This is a genomic window from Microbacterium alkaliflavum (genome assembly GCF_044325405.1).
Lineage (GTDB): Bacteria > Actinomycetota > Actinomycetes > Actinomycetales > Microbacteriaceae > Microbacterium > Microbacterium alkaliflavum.
Genome location: NZ_JBIQWL010000006.1, coordinates 141,105 through 154,414 on the forward strand (window position 1 = coordinate 141,105; position 13,310 = coordinate 154,414).

Consider the following 13,310-nt stretch of genomic DNA (forward strand, 5'->3'; position numbering starts at 1 on the left):
CCCCCCGACGGGGCCCTTGCCGCAAGCCCCCCTGTCGTCTCTAAACTGGAAGGGGAAGCGATGCCGGCACGAGCCACGCATACCCGAAGGGTGCAAGCTCCAGCCCGTCGACCTCACGTCCCGAGAGCACGTCCGTGCCGGCGAGCATCGGCAGCCGCACCGGCTCGTCGCTCACGTTGATCGCCGCGACGACCTCCTCGTCGGTGCCCGCACCACGCCGCACGACGAACACGCGCGGATCGAGCTGCTCGACGCGCTGATCGGCGAAGGGCGAGAACGCGGGCAGTCCGCGGCGCACCTCGAGCAGCGTCCGGGCCGGTGGCTGACCGAGGCCGGCGCACTGCTCGCGGGCCTGGATCTGACCCGGCCGTAACCCGCAGACTGGTCGCATGAGCGAGGGTGGCCGGCGGTGGGTGCTGCACGTCGACCTCGACCAGTTCATCGCCGCCGTCGAGGTGCTCCGGCATCCCGAGCTGAAGGGCATGCCCGTCATCGTGGGCGGCCGCGGCGACCCCACCGAGCGCGCCGTCGTGTCGACCGCCTCGTACGAGGCCCGCGCGTTCGGCGTGGGATCGGGCATGCCTCTGCGCCTCGCGGCGCGGAAAGTCCCCGACGCCGTCATCCTGCCCGTCGATGCCGAGGCCTACACGGCCGCGTCGCACGAGGTCATGGCGATCCTCCGCGCGCAGCCCGGCGTCGTCGTGCAGGTGCTCGGATGGGACGAGGCGTTCCTCGGCGTCGACACCGACGACCCCGAGGCGTTCGCCCGCCGGACGCAGCGCGCCGTGCTCGACGGCACGCGGCTGCACTGCAGCGTCGGCATCGGCGACACCCTCGTGCGCGCGAAGGTCGCGACGGGCTTCGGCAAGCCGCAGGGCGTCTTCCGGCTCACGGCCGACAACTGGCTCGAGGTCATGGGCGCACGCGCCACGATCGAGCTGTGGGGAGTCGGTCCGAAGGTGTCGAAGCGGCTGCTGGGCCTCGGCATCCACACCGTCACCGAGCTCGCGCACTCCGACGAGGCCCCGCTCGTCGCGGAGTTCGGTCCGAAGATGGGCCTCTGGTACCGGCAGCTCGGACGCGGCGACGGCTCGAACGTCGTCGACGACACCCCGTGGGTCGCCCGCGGGCACGGCCGCGAGACGACCTTCCAGGAGAACATCGTCGACCCCGTGGACATCCGGCGCGCGGCCCTCGAGCTCTTCGAGCAGGTGCTCGCCGATGTCACGGCCGAGGGGCGACCCGTCGTGGGCGTCGGCCTCAAGGTGCGCTATGCGCCGTTCTTCACGAAGACCTTCACGCGCAAGGTCGCCGAGACGTTCGACCGCGAGATCGCCCTCGGCAAGACGATGGAGCTCGTCGCCGGCATCGAGCCCGACCGTCCGATCCGGCTCCTCGGCGTGCGGCTCGAGATGGCGTTGCCCGACGATGCCCGCGACGGCCATACCCCGACGCGCAGCGGCTGGTGACGGGGCCGGTTCAGGATGCCGCGGCCCGCGGCAGGCGTGCTCGCAGGCGCCGCTGCACGCGGCCTTCGATGAGCACCGGGATGTAGTCGCGCAACCACGCGTCGTCGAACTCGACGAGCTCCTCGGCCACGAGCGCGAACACGGCGTCCTCCCCCGCGTCGGGGAAGCGGGCGCACAGCCGCCTGACGACGTGGAAGAGAGCCTCCCACTCGTCGGACGGATTCGTCGCGCTCATGTGTCCAGGATGCGCGCATCGGCCCACGTCGTCAACCTGGATTGACAACGCGGGCCGATCGTGATGCGCGGCCGAGGCCGGGTTCAGCGGAACTTGCGCCGGTAGACGAGCATCGCCACGAAGTACGCGATCACGAGGATGCCCACGCACCAGGCGAGCGCGATCCAGATGTCGCCGCCCACGGGCTGCCCCGCGAGCAGGTTGCGGATGGCGTCGACGATCGACGTCACCGGCTGGTACTCCGCGAAGAAGCGCACCGGCCCCGGCATGCTCTCGGTGGGCACGAACGCCGAGCTGATGAACGGCAGGAAGATGAGCGGGTAGGCGAAGGCGCCCGCGCCGTCCATCGTCTTGGCGGACAGCCCCGCGATGACGGCGAGCCACGTGAGGGCGAGGGTGAACAGCACCAGGATGCCCCCGACCGCGAGCCACTCCAGCACGTCGGCGCCCGAGCGGAACCCCATGAGCAGAGCCACGCCGATGACGACGACGACCGAGGTCAGGTTGGCGACGACCGAAGTCAGCACGTGCGACCAGAGCACCGACGACCGTGCGATCGGCATCGACTGGAACCGCTCGAAGATACCGCCCTGCAGGTCGGTGAACAGGCGCGCCGAGGTGTAGGCCACGCCCGAGGCGACCGTGATGAGCAGGATGCCGGGCAGCAGGTAGCTGACGTAGGGCACTGAGCCCGTGTCGATCGCCCCGCCGAAGACGAAGACGAACAGCAGCATGATCGCGACCGGCGTGATCGCCGTCGTGATGATCGTGTCGAGACTGCGGGTGATGTGGCGCAGCGACCTCCCGGTGAGGACGGCCGTGTCGCCGATGACGTGCGTGGTCATTTCGCGACCTCCTTCTCCGTGTCGACGCCGGCGGCGGCGCCCTTCGCGGCGGCATTGTCGGCGCCGCCCTTCGTGACGATCGCGAGGAAGACCTCTTCGAGCGTCGGCTGCTTCTCGATGTACTCGACCTTCGCCGGCGGCAGCAGCTTCTTGAGGTCGCCGAGCGTGCCGTCGACGATGATGCGCCCCTCGTGGAGGATCGCGATCCGGTCGGCGAGCTGCTCGGCCTCGTCGAGGTACTGCGTCGTGAGCAGCACCGTCGTGCCATTCGCCGCGAGCTCGCGCACGGCATCCCACACCTCGATGCGCGCCTGCGGGTCGAGGCCCGTCGTCGGCTCGTCGAGGAAGATCACCGGCGGGTCGCCGATGAGGCTCATCGCGATGTCGAGCCGTCGCCGCATGCCGCCGGAGTACGTCGCGACCTTGCGGGAGGCGGCATCCGTCAGCGCGAAGCGCTCGAGCAGCGCATCGGCGATCGCACCGGGATTCTTCAAATGCCGCAGCTTCGCGACGAGCACGAGGTTCTCCCGGCCCGAGAGCACCTCGTCGACGGCGGCGAACTGCCCCGTGAGGCTGATCGACTCGCGCACGTCGCCTGACTGCGTCGCGACGTCGAAGTCGTTGACGGTCGCGACCCCCGCGTCGGCCTTGAGCAGCGTCGAGAGGATCTTCACGAGCGTCGTCTTGCCGGCGCCGTTCGAGCCGAGGAGGGCGAAGATCGACCCCCGCTCGACCTCGAGGTCGACGCCCTTGAGCACCTGCAGGTCTTTGTACGCCTTCTCGACGCCCTGCACCCGTACTGCCGCGGTCATGATCCCTGACTCCGTTCTGCATCGTCGACCGCCTTCGCGAGGCGACTGCGCTCCTTGTCGATCCACTGCGTGCCGCCGTAGGCCTGCGCGAACGTCTCGGCGAAGTCGACGGGGTCCGACCCGACGATGTCGCGCACGGCGGTGCCGTCGGCGGCGGCGCGCTCCCAGAGGTCGACGAGGTCGCCCATCATCGTGACGAGGGTGTCGCCGTCGGTGACGCCGCCGTAGTACATGAAGTACCGGTGCATCGCGTTCGCGACCTCGCGGTAGGGCTCGGGGAGGGCGTCCATGCGGGCCCGGAACCCCTTGTACTGCTTCTTCTGCTCGAGCGACCCGGTGAGGGCTTCGATCCACTTCGCGGCCATGATCACTTGTCTCCTTCTTCGACGCCGTCTTCCGCGGCGTCGAGCTGTGCGGTGCGGAGCTTCTCGAGTCGGTCCGTGAGGAAGCTCCAGGTCCTCCAGAACTCGTTCAGGTATTCGTGTCCCTGCGCGTTGAGCGTGTAGACCTTGCGCGGCGGCCCCTTCTCGGAGGGGACCTTCTCGACGTCGACCAGCCCTCGCTGCTCGACGCGCACGAGGAGTGCGTAGATCGTGCCTTCCGCGATGTCGGAGAAGCCCTGGTCCCGCAGCCACGCCGTGATCTCGTACCCGTAGGCGGCGCGCGTGGACAGGACGCCGAGCACGACGCCCTCGAGGATGCCCTTGAGCATCTCGGTCTCCTGCTTGCCCATGGGAGCCTCCCTTCCACTACTCGGTGTTACTGACTACCACTAGATAGTAACGCTGAGTACCAGTACATAGCAACACTGAATACCGAAGAATCTCCACATGCATCGAAGAAGGCCGCGACCCCCAAGGGTCGCGGCCTTCGCGTCGGTCGCACGACTCAGCTCGTGAGCCCCTTCCTCAGGGACTTCAGCTGCTTCGTGTTCTGATCGACGGCCTTGCGCAGGGCGAAGACCTCCTTCATGACATCGACGAGCTGAAGGTCGCCGAACTGCAGGCTGGTCGGCCCGGGTCCGGGCGGCGGGGGCGGCGGCGTCCCCGCACACGGGTTCGTGCCGCCGTCTGGGTCGTCGAACCGGATGTTCCGGACGATCTCGATGAGCTCGTCGGGCCGGTTCACGAGGTCGAGCGTGGTGCCGTATTTCGCGATGACCGCTTTGACGAGCTGTTCGTCGCTCTCTCTCATCCCTGTCTCCTTTCGCGTGGATCCGGATGCCTCAGCGCACCGGTCGCTCGCGCGACCAGGTCGTGAGGATGGTCTTGCGGCCTGCGCGCACGGGCGTCGCCGCGTGCAGGAAGCGCCGGTCGAGGCTCCCGTCGGCCAGCAGGTTGTTCCAGACGACGAGCTTGCCCGCCGTCGGCTCGACGAGGAGGTCGAGCTCGGGGAAGTAGGTCTCGCCACCCGACTCCGGGGCCTCGAGGATGAGCAGCAGCGTCAGCACCCGCTCTCCCGCGGGCTCGTCGCGGAATGTGCCGCCGTCGAGGTGGGTCTCGAACTTGCCGCCCGGCCCGTACTGCACCGCCTGCCATGACTCGAGGTGCGAGCGCGGCGTCGCGAAATCGCGGCTGATGCGCTCCTCGATCTCGTCGACGCGCTTGGCGAGCGCCGCGTTGAACCACACCTGGTTCGCCGTGCGGCTCACGCGGATCGGGTCGTCGGCGATGACGTGCCCGCCGCCCGGCGCCGGCTTGACGACGCGGCTGGTCTCCCAGCGCACGTACCGCAGGTCGTCGGTCATCGCGGCGGCGCGCTTCGCGGAGAGGAAATCGGGGTCGCAGCCGATGCCGCCCTCCGCGACCGTCTCGGCGAGAGTCTGGACGCGGGTCATGCCGCCACCACCAATCGATGCAGCGCGTGCGCCTCGAAGTCGGCGACCGACCGCGCGGAACCGCGCAGCTGTGCAGTGTCGGAGCCTCCTGTATAGAGCGAGCGCTGCCGCGCGAGCGAGGCCCGCTGCGCGTCGCCCCACTCCCGGTGGCGCTCCCAGTGCGGCTCGCGGCTCGCGCGGTCGTACGCATGCCAGCCGAGGATCCGATGCGGGTGGTACACGTCCCACCCGTACGTGAACGCCCGCACACTCAGGGCGATCTCGTCGCCGAAGAAGTAGACCGCCGGGTCGATCGGCACCTCGCGGGTGAAGTCGCTCGACGAGAACAGGAAGTGCAGCGACACGTAGGTGCCGCGCACGGGCGCCTCGAGCACCTCCCACCGGTACAGCGGATGGCTCGTGAGTCGGGTCAGCACGCCGTCGTCCCGCTCCATGGGCGACACGACGTACGGATCCTGCTGCCGTGATCGCGCCCCCGCGCCGGGAAGATACGCCGGCAGATACGAGGTCACGAGAGGCTTCGGGATGCCGCGCCCCACGAGACCCTCGTGCATGCCGACGACCTGCGCGTCCCACCCCGGCGCGAACCGGTGATGGGAGTCGAGCAGGAGCGAATACGGCTCGTCGGCGAGCTCCTCGCCGAGCCGGCGGCGCGCCCAATTCGGGCCACGGCTCGCCGCGGCATCCGTCTCGATGATCGTCAGGCCCGGCAGCCGCAGGACGTCGGCCGGCAGCGCCTGGCCCTCGTCGTGCTGCCACAGCACGACGGTCCGCAGGGTCTCGGGCTCGGCGGCCTTGCGGTACAGGTCGCGCAGCGTCGACGCGAGCTCGGTGTCGAGGTACGCCGGGATCTGCACGAAGATCCGTCTCGCAGACATCGCACCCCCCAGTGCTCGCTCCCCCGAGACACCGCGACCATATCGCCGCCCGGCGCGGGCGACAAGGGCGTGGGTCACACCTCGCCGACGAGTCCCGGAGCGCGCTCGCGCGCGGGCGCGAACCGCTCCACCAGCACGAACGCCACCATGACGAGCGCGAAGCCCGCCGCGACCCATCCCGACCCGACTCCGGCTCCCCCTTCGGCGACGGGCTTGCCGAGCCAGTCGGCCACCGACGCGCCCAGCGGGCGGGTCAGCACGTACGCGAACCAGAACGCGAAGACGGGCCCGAACTTCAGGAACCGATAGCCGAGCGCCGGGATCGCGATGAGCACCGCGAAGACGAGCACCGACCCGAGATACCCCAGCCCGAGGCCGACGGCGAGCAGGTCGCCGACGGCGGTGCCGAGCGCGAAGGTGCCGACCACGGCGGCCCAGTAGAAGATCTCGCGACGCGTCGTCGTGATGGCGTGCACCGAGAGCGTCCTCTCGACGCGCCACCACGCGAAGAACACCGCGGCGAGCGCCACGCCGTAGACGAGCGCCGACACGGCATACGGCAGTCCGATGACGACGTGGGCGACGTCGGCCGCCATCGTCCCGAAGACGCCGACCATCGCGACGGCCAGCCAATAGACGCCGGGCAGGTAGCGGCCCCGCGTGAGCTGGAACAGCAGCGCCGCGACGAACGCGGCGAACCCGAGCAGCACCGCGACGACGGGCGGGAGCACGTGGATGGAGAAGTCCGACACCGCCTCGCCGAGGGCCGTCGAGGCAGCCTTCGTCATCCAGAACAGCGGCGAGGGGTCCGGGACGCGGGAGCGCGCGCCCGCCGTGCGAGTGGCCATGCCGCCGAGCGTCGCGGGCAGACGCTAAGAATCGACTGACCGTTGCGATTCTTAGTCTGATCTCAGAGCTATCGTGGCTGGATCGTCGTGAGGAGGTCGCTCATGCCCGAGGATCGACCGCGACTGCTGCTCGCGGAGGACGACCCGCAGCTCGGCCCGCTCATGGCGAGCGTGCTCGACGAGGTCTACGAGGTCACGCTCGTGCCCGACGGCGGCGAGGCGCTCGACGCCGCGCAGGACGGGCGCTTCGACGCGCTCGTCATCGATCGCCGCCTCCCCACCGTCGACGGCGTGTCGATCGTGGAGATCCTGCGACGCAGCGGCAACGACACCCCGACGCTCATCCTGACGGCGCTCGGCAGCGTGCACGACAAGGTGCGCGGCCTCGATGCCGGAGCCAACGACTACCTCGTGAAGCCCTTCGACTTCGACGAGCTGTTCGCCCGCCTGCGCGCGATCCGGCGCGCGGGCAGCGGCGAGGGCCCCTTCGTGCGCATCGGCGCGTGGGAGTTCTACCCCGAGTCGCGCGCCGTCTACTCGCCGTACGACGGGCGGGTCATCCTGACCGAGCGCGAGACGTCGCTCCTCGAGCTGCTCGCGACCCACCCGCACAAGACGTTCAGCCGCGACGAGATCCTCACCGCCGTCTTCGACGCGACCGAGACTCCCGGCTCGGTCGACACCTACGTCCACTACCTGCGCCGGAAGCTCGACGCCGACATCGTCACGACGGTGCGCGGCCGCGGATATCGGCTCGGAATCGTGTCGTGAGCGCGCGCCGCGAGCGCCTCGATGCCGACGAGCTGCTCGTCCGCCGCACCTCGCGGCGCGTCGGACTGTGGATCACCGTCACGGCAGCTGTGCTCGTGATCGTCGTGCTGGCGGCGGCGTTCTGGATCGTGTCGTCGCAGGTCTCGATCACCGAGCTCTTCGACACCGGCGACCGCGAGGATCCGGTGCATGTGGGCAGCCGCGACGTGCTCGTCGCGGTGCTGGCCATCGGCGTGCTCTGCGTCCTCGTCGTCGGCGCGCTGGCTCTCATCGCGACGCGGCAGGCCGTCGCACCGCTCGTCGACGCACTGCGCCGCCAGCGCCGCTTCGTGGCGGATGCCTCGCACGAGCTGCGCACGCCGCTTGCCGTGCTCGACACGCGGCTCCAGGTGTTCGAGCGATCGCTACGCCCGGACGACGAGCACCGCGAGATCGTGGGCGAGCTGCGCCGCGACTCGGCGGGGCTCATCGCGGTCGTCGACGACCTCCTCGACGGCGTGGAGGGACCCGGCTACCTCGATCCGCCGGCGATCCCGGTGGGCGAGGCCGTCCGCCTCGCCGTCGACGCGATGCAGATGCTCGCGGCCGACCGGGGCGTGCGGCTCGTCGGCCGGTCCATCGGCCCCGACGTGTGCGTCGCGATGCCCGAGGCGACGCTGCACCGGGCGCTCGTCGCGCTGATCGACAACGCCGTGAAGCACTCGTCGCAGGGCGGCACCGTGACCGTCGCGCCGTCCGCGTCGCGCACGGAGGTGCGCATCGACGTCGTCGACGAGGGATCCGGCATCCGCGGCATCCCTCCCGAGCGCGTCTTCGACCGGTTCGCGCGCTCGTCGGACGCCGTCGACGGCGGAGGCTCCACCCGCACGGGCTACGGCCTGGGGCTCTTCCTCGTGCAGGACGCGCTCACCCGGTTCGGCGGCCGGGCCGCCGTCGTCGAGACCTCCGACCGCGGCACGAGGATCGCGATCCGCCTGCCCCGCGCCAGGCAGGCGGGCAGGCCCGTCACCGAGTGAAGAGCGTCACGACGCTGCTGTGCAGCCGAAATTCGGTCGCCGCGTGGAAGCCCCGCGCCTCGAGATCGGCCACACCCCACGTGCTCACCTTCCCGCCCGTGTCGTACTCCACGACCCACACCCGGTCGACGCCGGTGAACCGCCCGAGGCCGGCGGCCTCGGCGACCGTGTACGTCGACGAGTACCACAGGGGCCGCTCGGCGTAGGGGGTCTCGAGGGTGGCGTCGGCGACGGACGCGAACGGCGCGGGATTCGTCTCCATCGCGAGCCGGGGCCGCCGCGACGGGCGCACCGACTCGTCGAAGACGATCGCGTCGCCCGGCCGTGCGTGCGGCTGGATCGTCGCGGCGATGTCATTCCAGTCGGACTCGTTCTTCGCCCACTCCGTGCGCTGGCCGGCCCACACCGGCGCGGCGGCGAGAACGACGACCGCTGCGACGACCGCAGCGATGCGGCGCGAGCGCCGCATCCGGTCGTCCCGTGCGATGCCGCGGCGGCGCGCGATCCAGCGGCTGCGCGCGATGGCGCGGATCCCCAGCGCCATGAGCACGGCGGCGGCGGGGGCGGCGAGCGTGCCGTAGCGCGGCGTGTAGATGGCATCGATCGTGCTGGCGGCGAGGAGCACCCCCATGGGGACGATCAGCCACGCGAGGGCGAGCGGTTCGAGGTGCGGGAGTGGCGCGCGGCGGCCGCGGCGGACGTACACGACGATGGCGACCACGATGAGCGCCCATGCCACGATCGCGAACGGCAGCGCGCCGAACCACATCTTGACGAACACGGCGTCGGCCGTGAGCCGGTCACGGCCTGCGAGGAACGCGATCTGCTTGCGTTCGATCAGCGCGAGCACGATCACGGGGGCGGCAGCCGTGAACGCGAGAGCGGATGCCACGGCCCACCGCCGCAGCTGCCGTCGGCCCCGCGGTTCGACGGCGAGCGCGACCCCCACGACGAGGGCCATGAGGGCGAGGTAGAGGAAGGCGTAGACGCCGACGGCGAGGATCGCGGCGTACGCGGCCCACCACCGCCGGGACGGGGCATCCCTCCGCAGCACCTCCGCGGCGATGACGCAGAGGATCGCCGCGATCGCGGCGTCGAGCGCGTAGGCCCGCGCCTCGGTGCCGGCGTACGTCATGCGCGGCAGGATCGCCACGAGCAGCCCCGCGACGAGCGCGAACCGCACCGACCCGAACCTGCCGCACAGCCACGTCACGGCGGCGGCCGTGAGGCCGGCCGCGACGGCGGACGGGAAGCGCACCGAGAAGGGGCTCGGCCCGAACAGGTCGATCCACACGTGCAGGCCGAGGTAGTACGCGCCATGGACGGCGTCGACGTGCGTGAGCATCGCCATGAGCGACGGGAGCGGGCGCTGTGCCGAGAGGACGCTCGCCGCCTCGTCGCCCCACAGCGACGGGATCCACGAGCCGAGGAGGCTCACGACCATGGCGATCGCGCCGACGAGGATTGCTGCACGGCGCAGCCGCCGTGCAGGCGTCCCCGGAAGCCGTGCGTCGGGCCGGGATGCCGCACCCCGGGCCGCCGTCGTGCTCGTCGCCATCACGTCCACTCCTCGACCGTGACGATCCCGCGCTGAGAAAACGCTCAGAGTCGCGGCGCCCGCGCGCAGCGGCTCCCGCGTCGTCGGCTCGTCGGCTTCACGGTACGCCGCACGGTGCGGGTCCGCCCGGGGGTGGCGCATCCCGCAGCGATGGGTTATCGGGCCGGCGCGGATCCGCCGCACCGGCCCGCAGAGCCGTTACGCGTCTTCGAGCACGTAGCCCGCCTCGCCGTGCACGGCGAGGTCGACGCCGGCGATCTCGTCGTCGTTCGTCACGCGGAAGCCGATCGTCTTCTCGATCGCGAAGCCGATGATGAGCGTGAGCACGAGCGAGTAGCCGAGCACCGCGAACGCCGCGATCGCCTGCACGAGCAGCTGAGTGCCGTCGCCCCCCATGAACAGGCCCGTGCCGTTGGCGAAGAAGCCGAGGTAGAGCGTTCCGATCAGGCCTCCGACGAGATGGATGCCCACGACGTCGAGCGAGTCGTCGAAGCCCCACTTGAACTTCAGCTCGATCGCGATGGCGCAGACGGCGCCCGCGACGAGACCCAGCACGATCGCCCAGATGGGGTCGAGCGCGGCACACGCCGGCGTGATCGCGACCAGACCCGCGACGGCGCCGGATGCGGCGCCGATCGAGGTGGGTTTGCCGTCCTTGATCTTCTCGACGACGAGCCAGGCGAGGAGGGCCGCTGCCGTCGCGGCGATCGTGTTGACGTAGACGAGCGCCGCGGTGTTGTCGGCGGCGAGCTCGGAGCCTCCGTTGAAGCCGAACCAGCCGAACCACAGCAGGCCGGCGCCGAGGAGCACGTAGGGCGGGTTGTGCGGCACGTGGGCTCCCTTGCGGAAGCCGACGCGCTTGCCGAGCACGAGCGCGAGGGCGAGCGCCGCGGCGCCCGCGTTGATGTGCACCGCCGTGCCGCCGGCGAAGTCGATGACGCCCACGCCGAACGCCTCCTGCAGGCCGTACGTGATCCACCCGCCGTAGGCGAAGCTTCCGTCATCGGCGAGGCCGAAGTTGAAGACCCAGCTCGCGACGGGGAAGTACACGATCGTCGCCCAGACGCCCGCGAAGATCATCCAGGCGCCGAACTTCGCGCGGTCGGCGATCGCGCCGGAGATGAGGGCGACCGTGATGATGGCGAAGGTCGCCTGGAAGGCGACGAAGGCGAGCGGCGGGTACGCAGCCCCCTCGGGGGTCTCGAGCAGGCTGCCGAGCCCGATCGCCGACCAGTCGATCGACCACGGCGCGACGAGCCCCGTCGACCCGGGGAACGCGATCGCGTAGCCGTAGATCACCCACAGCACGCCGATGAGTCCCGCCGCGCCGAAGGTCATCATCATCATGCTGATGACGCTCTTGGCCTTGACGAGCCCGCCGTAGAAGAACGCCAGTCCTGGCGCCATGAGCAGGACGAGCGCCGCCGACAGCAGCACGAATGCGGTGTTTCCTTGGTCCATTTCGATTGCCTCTCGGGTTGACAACTGTTATGCAACTCATTTTCTTGACAGGCAATTCAGTGGGCGTTGCTTCGCCGTAAACAGTCTGTGTCGTGGACCGTCCTCGGTTTTACGTGCCCGAAACATCGTCGAGACCTGTTGGTGAAGCAACTATTGTTACTGTCAGTCAACGCGCTTCACTTACAGTCAATTCTGAGGAGCCTCTGACATGACCACCCTTCCCGCACTCGAGAGCGAGATCGTGACGCTTCCCACGCCGCGCCTCTCGCTCCGCGCCCGCGCCGAGCAGGACGAGGTCCGATTCATCCTCGCCGTGTTCGTCGACCTCAACGGCAAGCCCTGCGCCAAGCTCGTGCCCGTCTCGGCCGCCGACGAGCTGGAGGCCGGGGAGCTCGGCTTCGCCGGCTTCGCGGCCGGCCTCATCGGGCAGCGCCCCCAGGACGCCGACCTCATCGCCGTGCCCGACCTCGACTCCTACGCGCCGATCCCCTTCGTCCGCGAGGGCCTCGCGATCGTGCACTGCGACCCCTATGTCAACGGAGCGCCGTGGCCCTACGCGCCACGCGTGATCCTCAAGCGCGCACTCGGCGAGCTCGCCGCCCGCGGCCTCACCGGCAAGGTCGGCGCCGAGGTCGAGTATTTCCTCGTCGACCGCGACGAGGATGGCCGTCTCACGACGGCGGACTCCCGCGACGAAGGCGCCCGGTCGTGCTACGACGCCCGCGGCGTCACGCGCATGTTCGATCACCTCGCTGCCGTCAGCGACGCCATGAACGCCCTCGGCTGGGCGAACTACGCCAACGACCACGAGGATGCGCCCGGCCAGTTCGAGCAGAACTTCAAGTACGCCGAGGCGCTCGTGACGGCCGACCGCGTCATCACGCTCCGCTACCTCATCGGCATGCTCGCCGAGCAGCGCGGCATGACGGCGACGTTCATGCCCAAGCCCTTCACCGACCGCTCGGGCAACGGGCTGCACTTCCACCTCTCGCTGTGGAAGGGCGACTCTCCCGCCTTCCCCGCATCCGACGACACCCGGGGCCTCGGCCTCTCGCCGCTCGCCTACTCGTTCGTCGGCGGCGTGCTCGAGCACGCCCCGGCACTGCAGCTGTTCCTCGCGCCGAGCGTCAACTCGTACAAGCGTCGCGGCGCCACGACGAGCGCCTCGGGCGCGACGTGGTCGCCCAAGCACGCGACGTACGGGGGCAACGACCGCACGCACTTCATCCGCGTGCCCGACTCGAACCGCATCGAGCTGCGCGCGGGCGACGGCTCGGCCAACCCCTATCTCGCGCTCGCGGCCGTGATCTTCGCGGGCCTCGGGGGCATCGACGCTCGGACCGACCCGGGTGACCCGTGCGGTCCCGGCGAGTCGCGCGAGACCTCCGCCGCGCTCCCCCGCACCCTCCTCCACGCCGTCCAGGCCCTCCGCGACGACAGCGTCCTGCTCGACGCCGTCAACGGCGGCCAGGACATCGGCGAGTACTTCGCCGCGGCCAAGGAGGACGAGTTCCTCAGCTGGCACAACACCGTGACGGGCTGGGAGATCGACCAGTACCTGACGGCCTTCTGACCGGCAT

General features: G+C 70.3%; 16 protein-coding genes. 4 read left to right on the forward strand and 12 right to left on the reverse strand.

Annotated elements, in window-relative coordinates; all coding sequences use genetic code 11:
* Positions 1 to 40: 40 nt before the first annotated feature.
* Positions 41 to 493 (reverse strand): DUF3459 domain-containing protein, encoded by a 453-nt coding sequence (locus tag ACH3VR_RS16275; protein ID WP_397557369.1) that lies wholly within the window; start codon positions 491 to 493, stop codon positions 41 to 43.
* Here ACH3VR_RS16275 and ACH3VR_RS16280 point away from each other — a divergent pair.
* Positions 390 to 1,469, forward strand: coding sequence for a DNA polymerase IV (locus tag ACH3VR_RS16280; RefSeq protein ID WP_397557370.1), 1,080 nt, complete (start codon positions 390 to 392; stop codon positions 1,467 to 1,469). The two genes, ACH3VR_RS16275 and ACH3VR_RS16280, sit on opposite strands and share 104 nt — an antisense overlap.
* A 10-nt stretch (positions 1,470 to 1,479) precedes the next feature.
* Here the strand turns inward: ACH3VR_RS16280 and ACH3VR_RS16285 are convergent, their stop codons facing one another.
* From ACH3VR_RS16285 to ACH3VR_RS16325, 9 genes are all read right to left on the reverse strand, one after another.
* Positions 1,480 to 1,704, reverse strand: coding sequence for a three-helix bundle dimerization domain-containing protein (locus tag ACH3VR_RS16285; RefSeq protein WP_397557371.1), 225 nt, complete (start codon positions 1,702 to 1,704; stop codon positions 1,480 to 1,482).
* 83 nt (positions 1,705 to 1,787) lie between these two features.
* Entirely contained in the window at positions 1,788 to 2,549 is a 762-nt protein-coding gene (locus ACH3VR_RS16290; RefSeq protein ID WP_397557372.1) for an ABC transporter permease, read from the reverse strand.
* Positions 2,546 to 3,361 carry an ABC transporter ATP-binding protein gene (locus ACH3VR_RS16295; protein WP_397557373.1) on the reverse strand — a complete coding sequence of 272 codons (816 nt, stop codon included), beginning with the start codon at positions 3,359 to 3,361 and terminating at the stop codon, positions 2,546 to 2,548. The genes ACH3VR_RS16290 and ACH3VR_RS16295 overlap by 4 nt, the downstream gene beginning before the upstream one ends.
* Positions 3,358 to 3,726: a DUF1048 domain-containing protein gene (locus ACH3VR_RS16300; protein ID WP_397557374.1), complete on the reverse strand. Its 369-nt coding sequence runs from the start codon at positions 3,724 to 3,726 to the stop codon at positions 3,358 to 3,360. The genes ACH3VR_RS16295 and ACH3VR_RS16300 overlap by 4 nt, the downstream gene beginning before the upstream one ends.
* A 2-nt stretch (positions 3,727 to 3,728) precedes the next feature.
* Positions 3,729 to 4,094 (reverse strand): PadR family transcriptional regulator, encoded by a 366-nt coding sequence (locus tag ACH3VR_RS16305; protein WP_397557375.1) that lies wholly within the window; start codon positions 4,092 to 4,094, stop codon positions 3,729 to 3,731.
* 155 nt (positions 4,095 to 4,249) lie between these two features.
* Positions 4,250 to 4,555: a hypothetical protein gene (locus ACH3VR_RS16310; protein WP_397557376.1), complete on the reverse strand. Its 306-nt coding sequence runs from the start codon at positions 4,553 to 4,555 to the stop codon at positions 4,250 to 4,252.
* 31 nt (positions 4,556 to 4,586) lie between these two features.
* Positions 4,587 to 5,198 (reverse strand): prolyl hydroxylase family protein, encoded by a 612-nt coding sequence (locus tag ACH3VR_RS16315; protein ID WP_397557377.1) that lies wholly within the window; start codon positions 5,196 to 5,198, stop codon positions 4,587 to 4,589.
* A complete protein-coding gene (locus ACH3VR_RS16320; protein ID WP_397557378.1) occupies positions 5,195 to 6,076 on the reverse strand; it encodes a GlcNAc-transferase family protein in 882 nt (293 codons plus the stop codon). Before ACH3VR_RS16320 ends, ACH3VR_RS16315 begins: the two co-directional genes overlap by 4 nt.
* A gap of 74 nt (positions 6,077 to 6,150) precedes the next feature.
* Positions 6,151 to 6,924, reverse strand: a complete 774-nt coding sequence (locus ACH3VR_RS16325) for a COG4705 family protein (RefSeq protein ID WP_397557379.1) — start codon at positions 6,922 to 6,924, stop codon at positions 6,151 to 6,153.
* A 102-nt stretch (positions 6,925 to 7,026) separates the two neighbouring features.
* Between ACH3VR_RS16325 and ACH3VR_RS16330 the strand changes: the two genes are divergently transcribed.
* Both ACH3VR_RS16330 and ACH3VR_RS16335 read left to right on the forward strand, forming a co-directional pair.
* Positions 7,027 to 7,695, forward strand: a complete 669-nt coding sequence (locus tag ACH3VR_RS16330) for a response regulator transcription factor (protein ID WP_397557380.1) — start codon at positions 7,027 to 7,029, stop codon at positions 7,693 to 7,695.
* Positions 7,692 to 8,711 (forward strand): sensor histidine kinase, encoded by a 1,020-nt coding sequence (locus tag ACH3VR_RS16335; protein ID WP_397557381.1) that lies wholly within the window; start codon positions 7,692 to 7,694, stop codon positions 8,709 to 8,711. The genes ACH3VR_RS16330 and ACH3VR_RS16335 overlap by 4 nt, the downstream gene beginning before the upstream one ends.
* Here the strand turns inward: ACH3VR_RS16335 and ACH3VR_RS16340 are convergent.
* Positions 8,701 to 10,269, reverse strand: a complete 1,569-nt coding sequence (locus tag ACH3VR_RS16340) for a glycosyltransferase family 39 protein (protein ID WP_397557382.1) — start codon at positions 10,267 to 10,269, stop codon at positions 8,701 to 8,703. The two genes, ACH3VR_RS16335 and ACH3VR_RS16340, sit on opposite strands and share 11 nt — an antisense overlap.
* 198 nt (positions 10,270 to 10,467) lie before the next feature.
* Positions 10,468 to 11,730, reverse strand: a complete 1,263-nt coding sequence (locus ACH3VR_RS16345) for an ammonium transporter (protein ID WP_397557383.1) — start codon at positions 11,728 to 11,730, stop codon at positions 10,468 to 10,470.
* Positions 11,731 to 11,938: 208 nt separating this feature from the next.
* Between ACH3VR_RS16345 and glnT the strand changes: the two genes are divergently transcribed.
* Positions 11,939 to 13,303: a type III glutamate--ammonia ligase gene (gene glnT, locus ACH3VR_RS16350; RefSeq protein ID WP_397557384.1), complete on the forward strand. Its 1,365-nt coding sequence runs from the start codon at positions 11,939 to 11,941 to the stop codon at positions 13,301 to 13,303.
* The last annotated feature ends 7 nt before the right edge of the window (positions 13,304 to 13,310 follow it).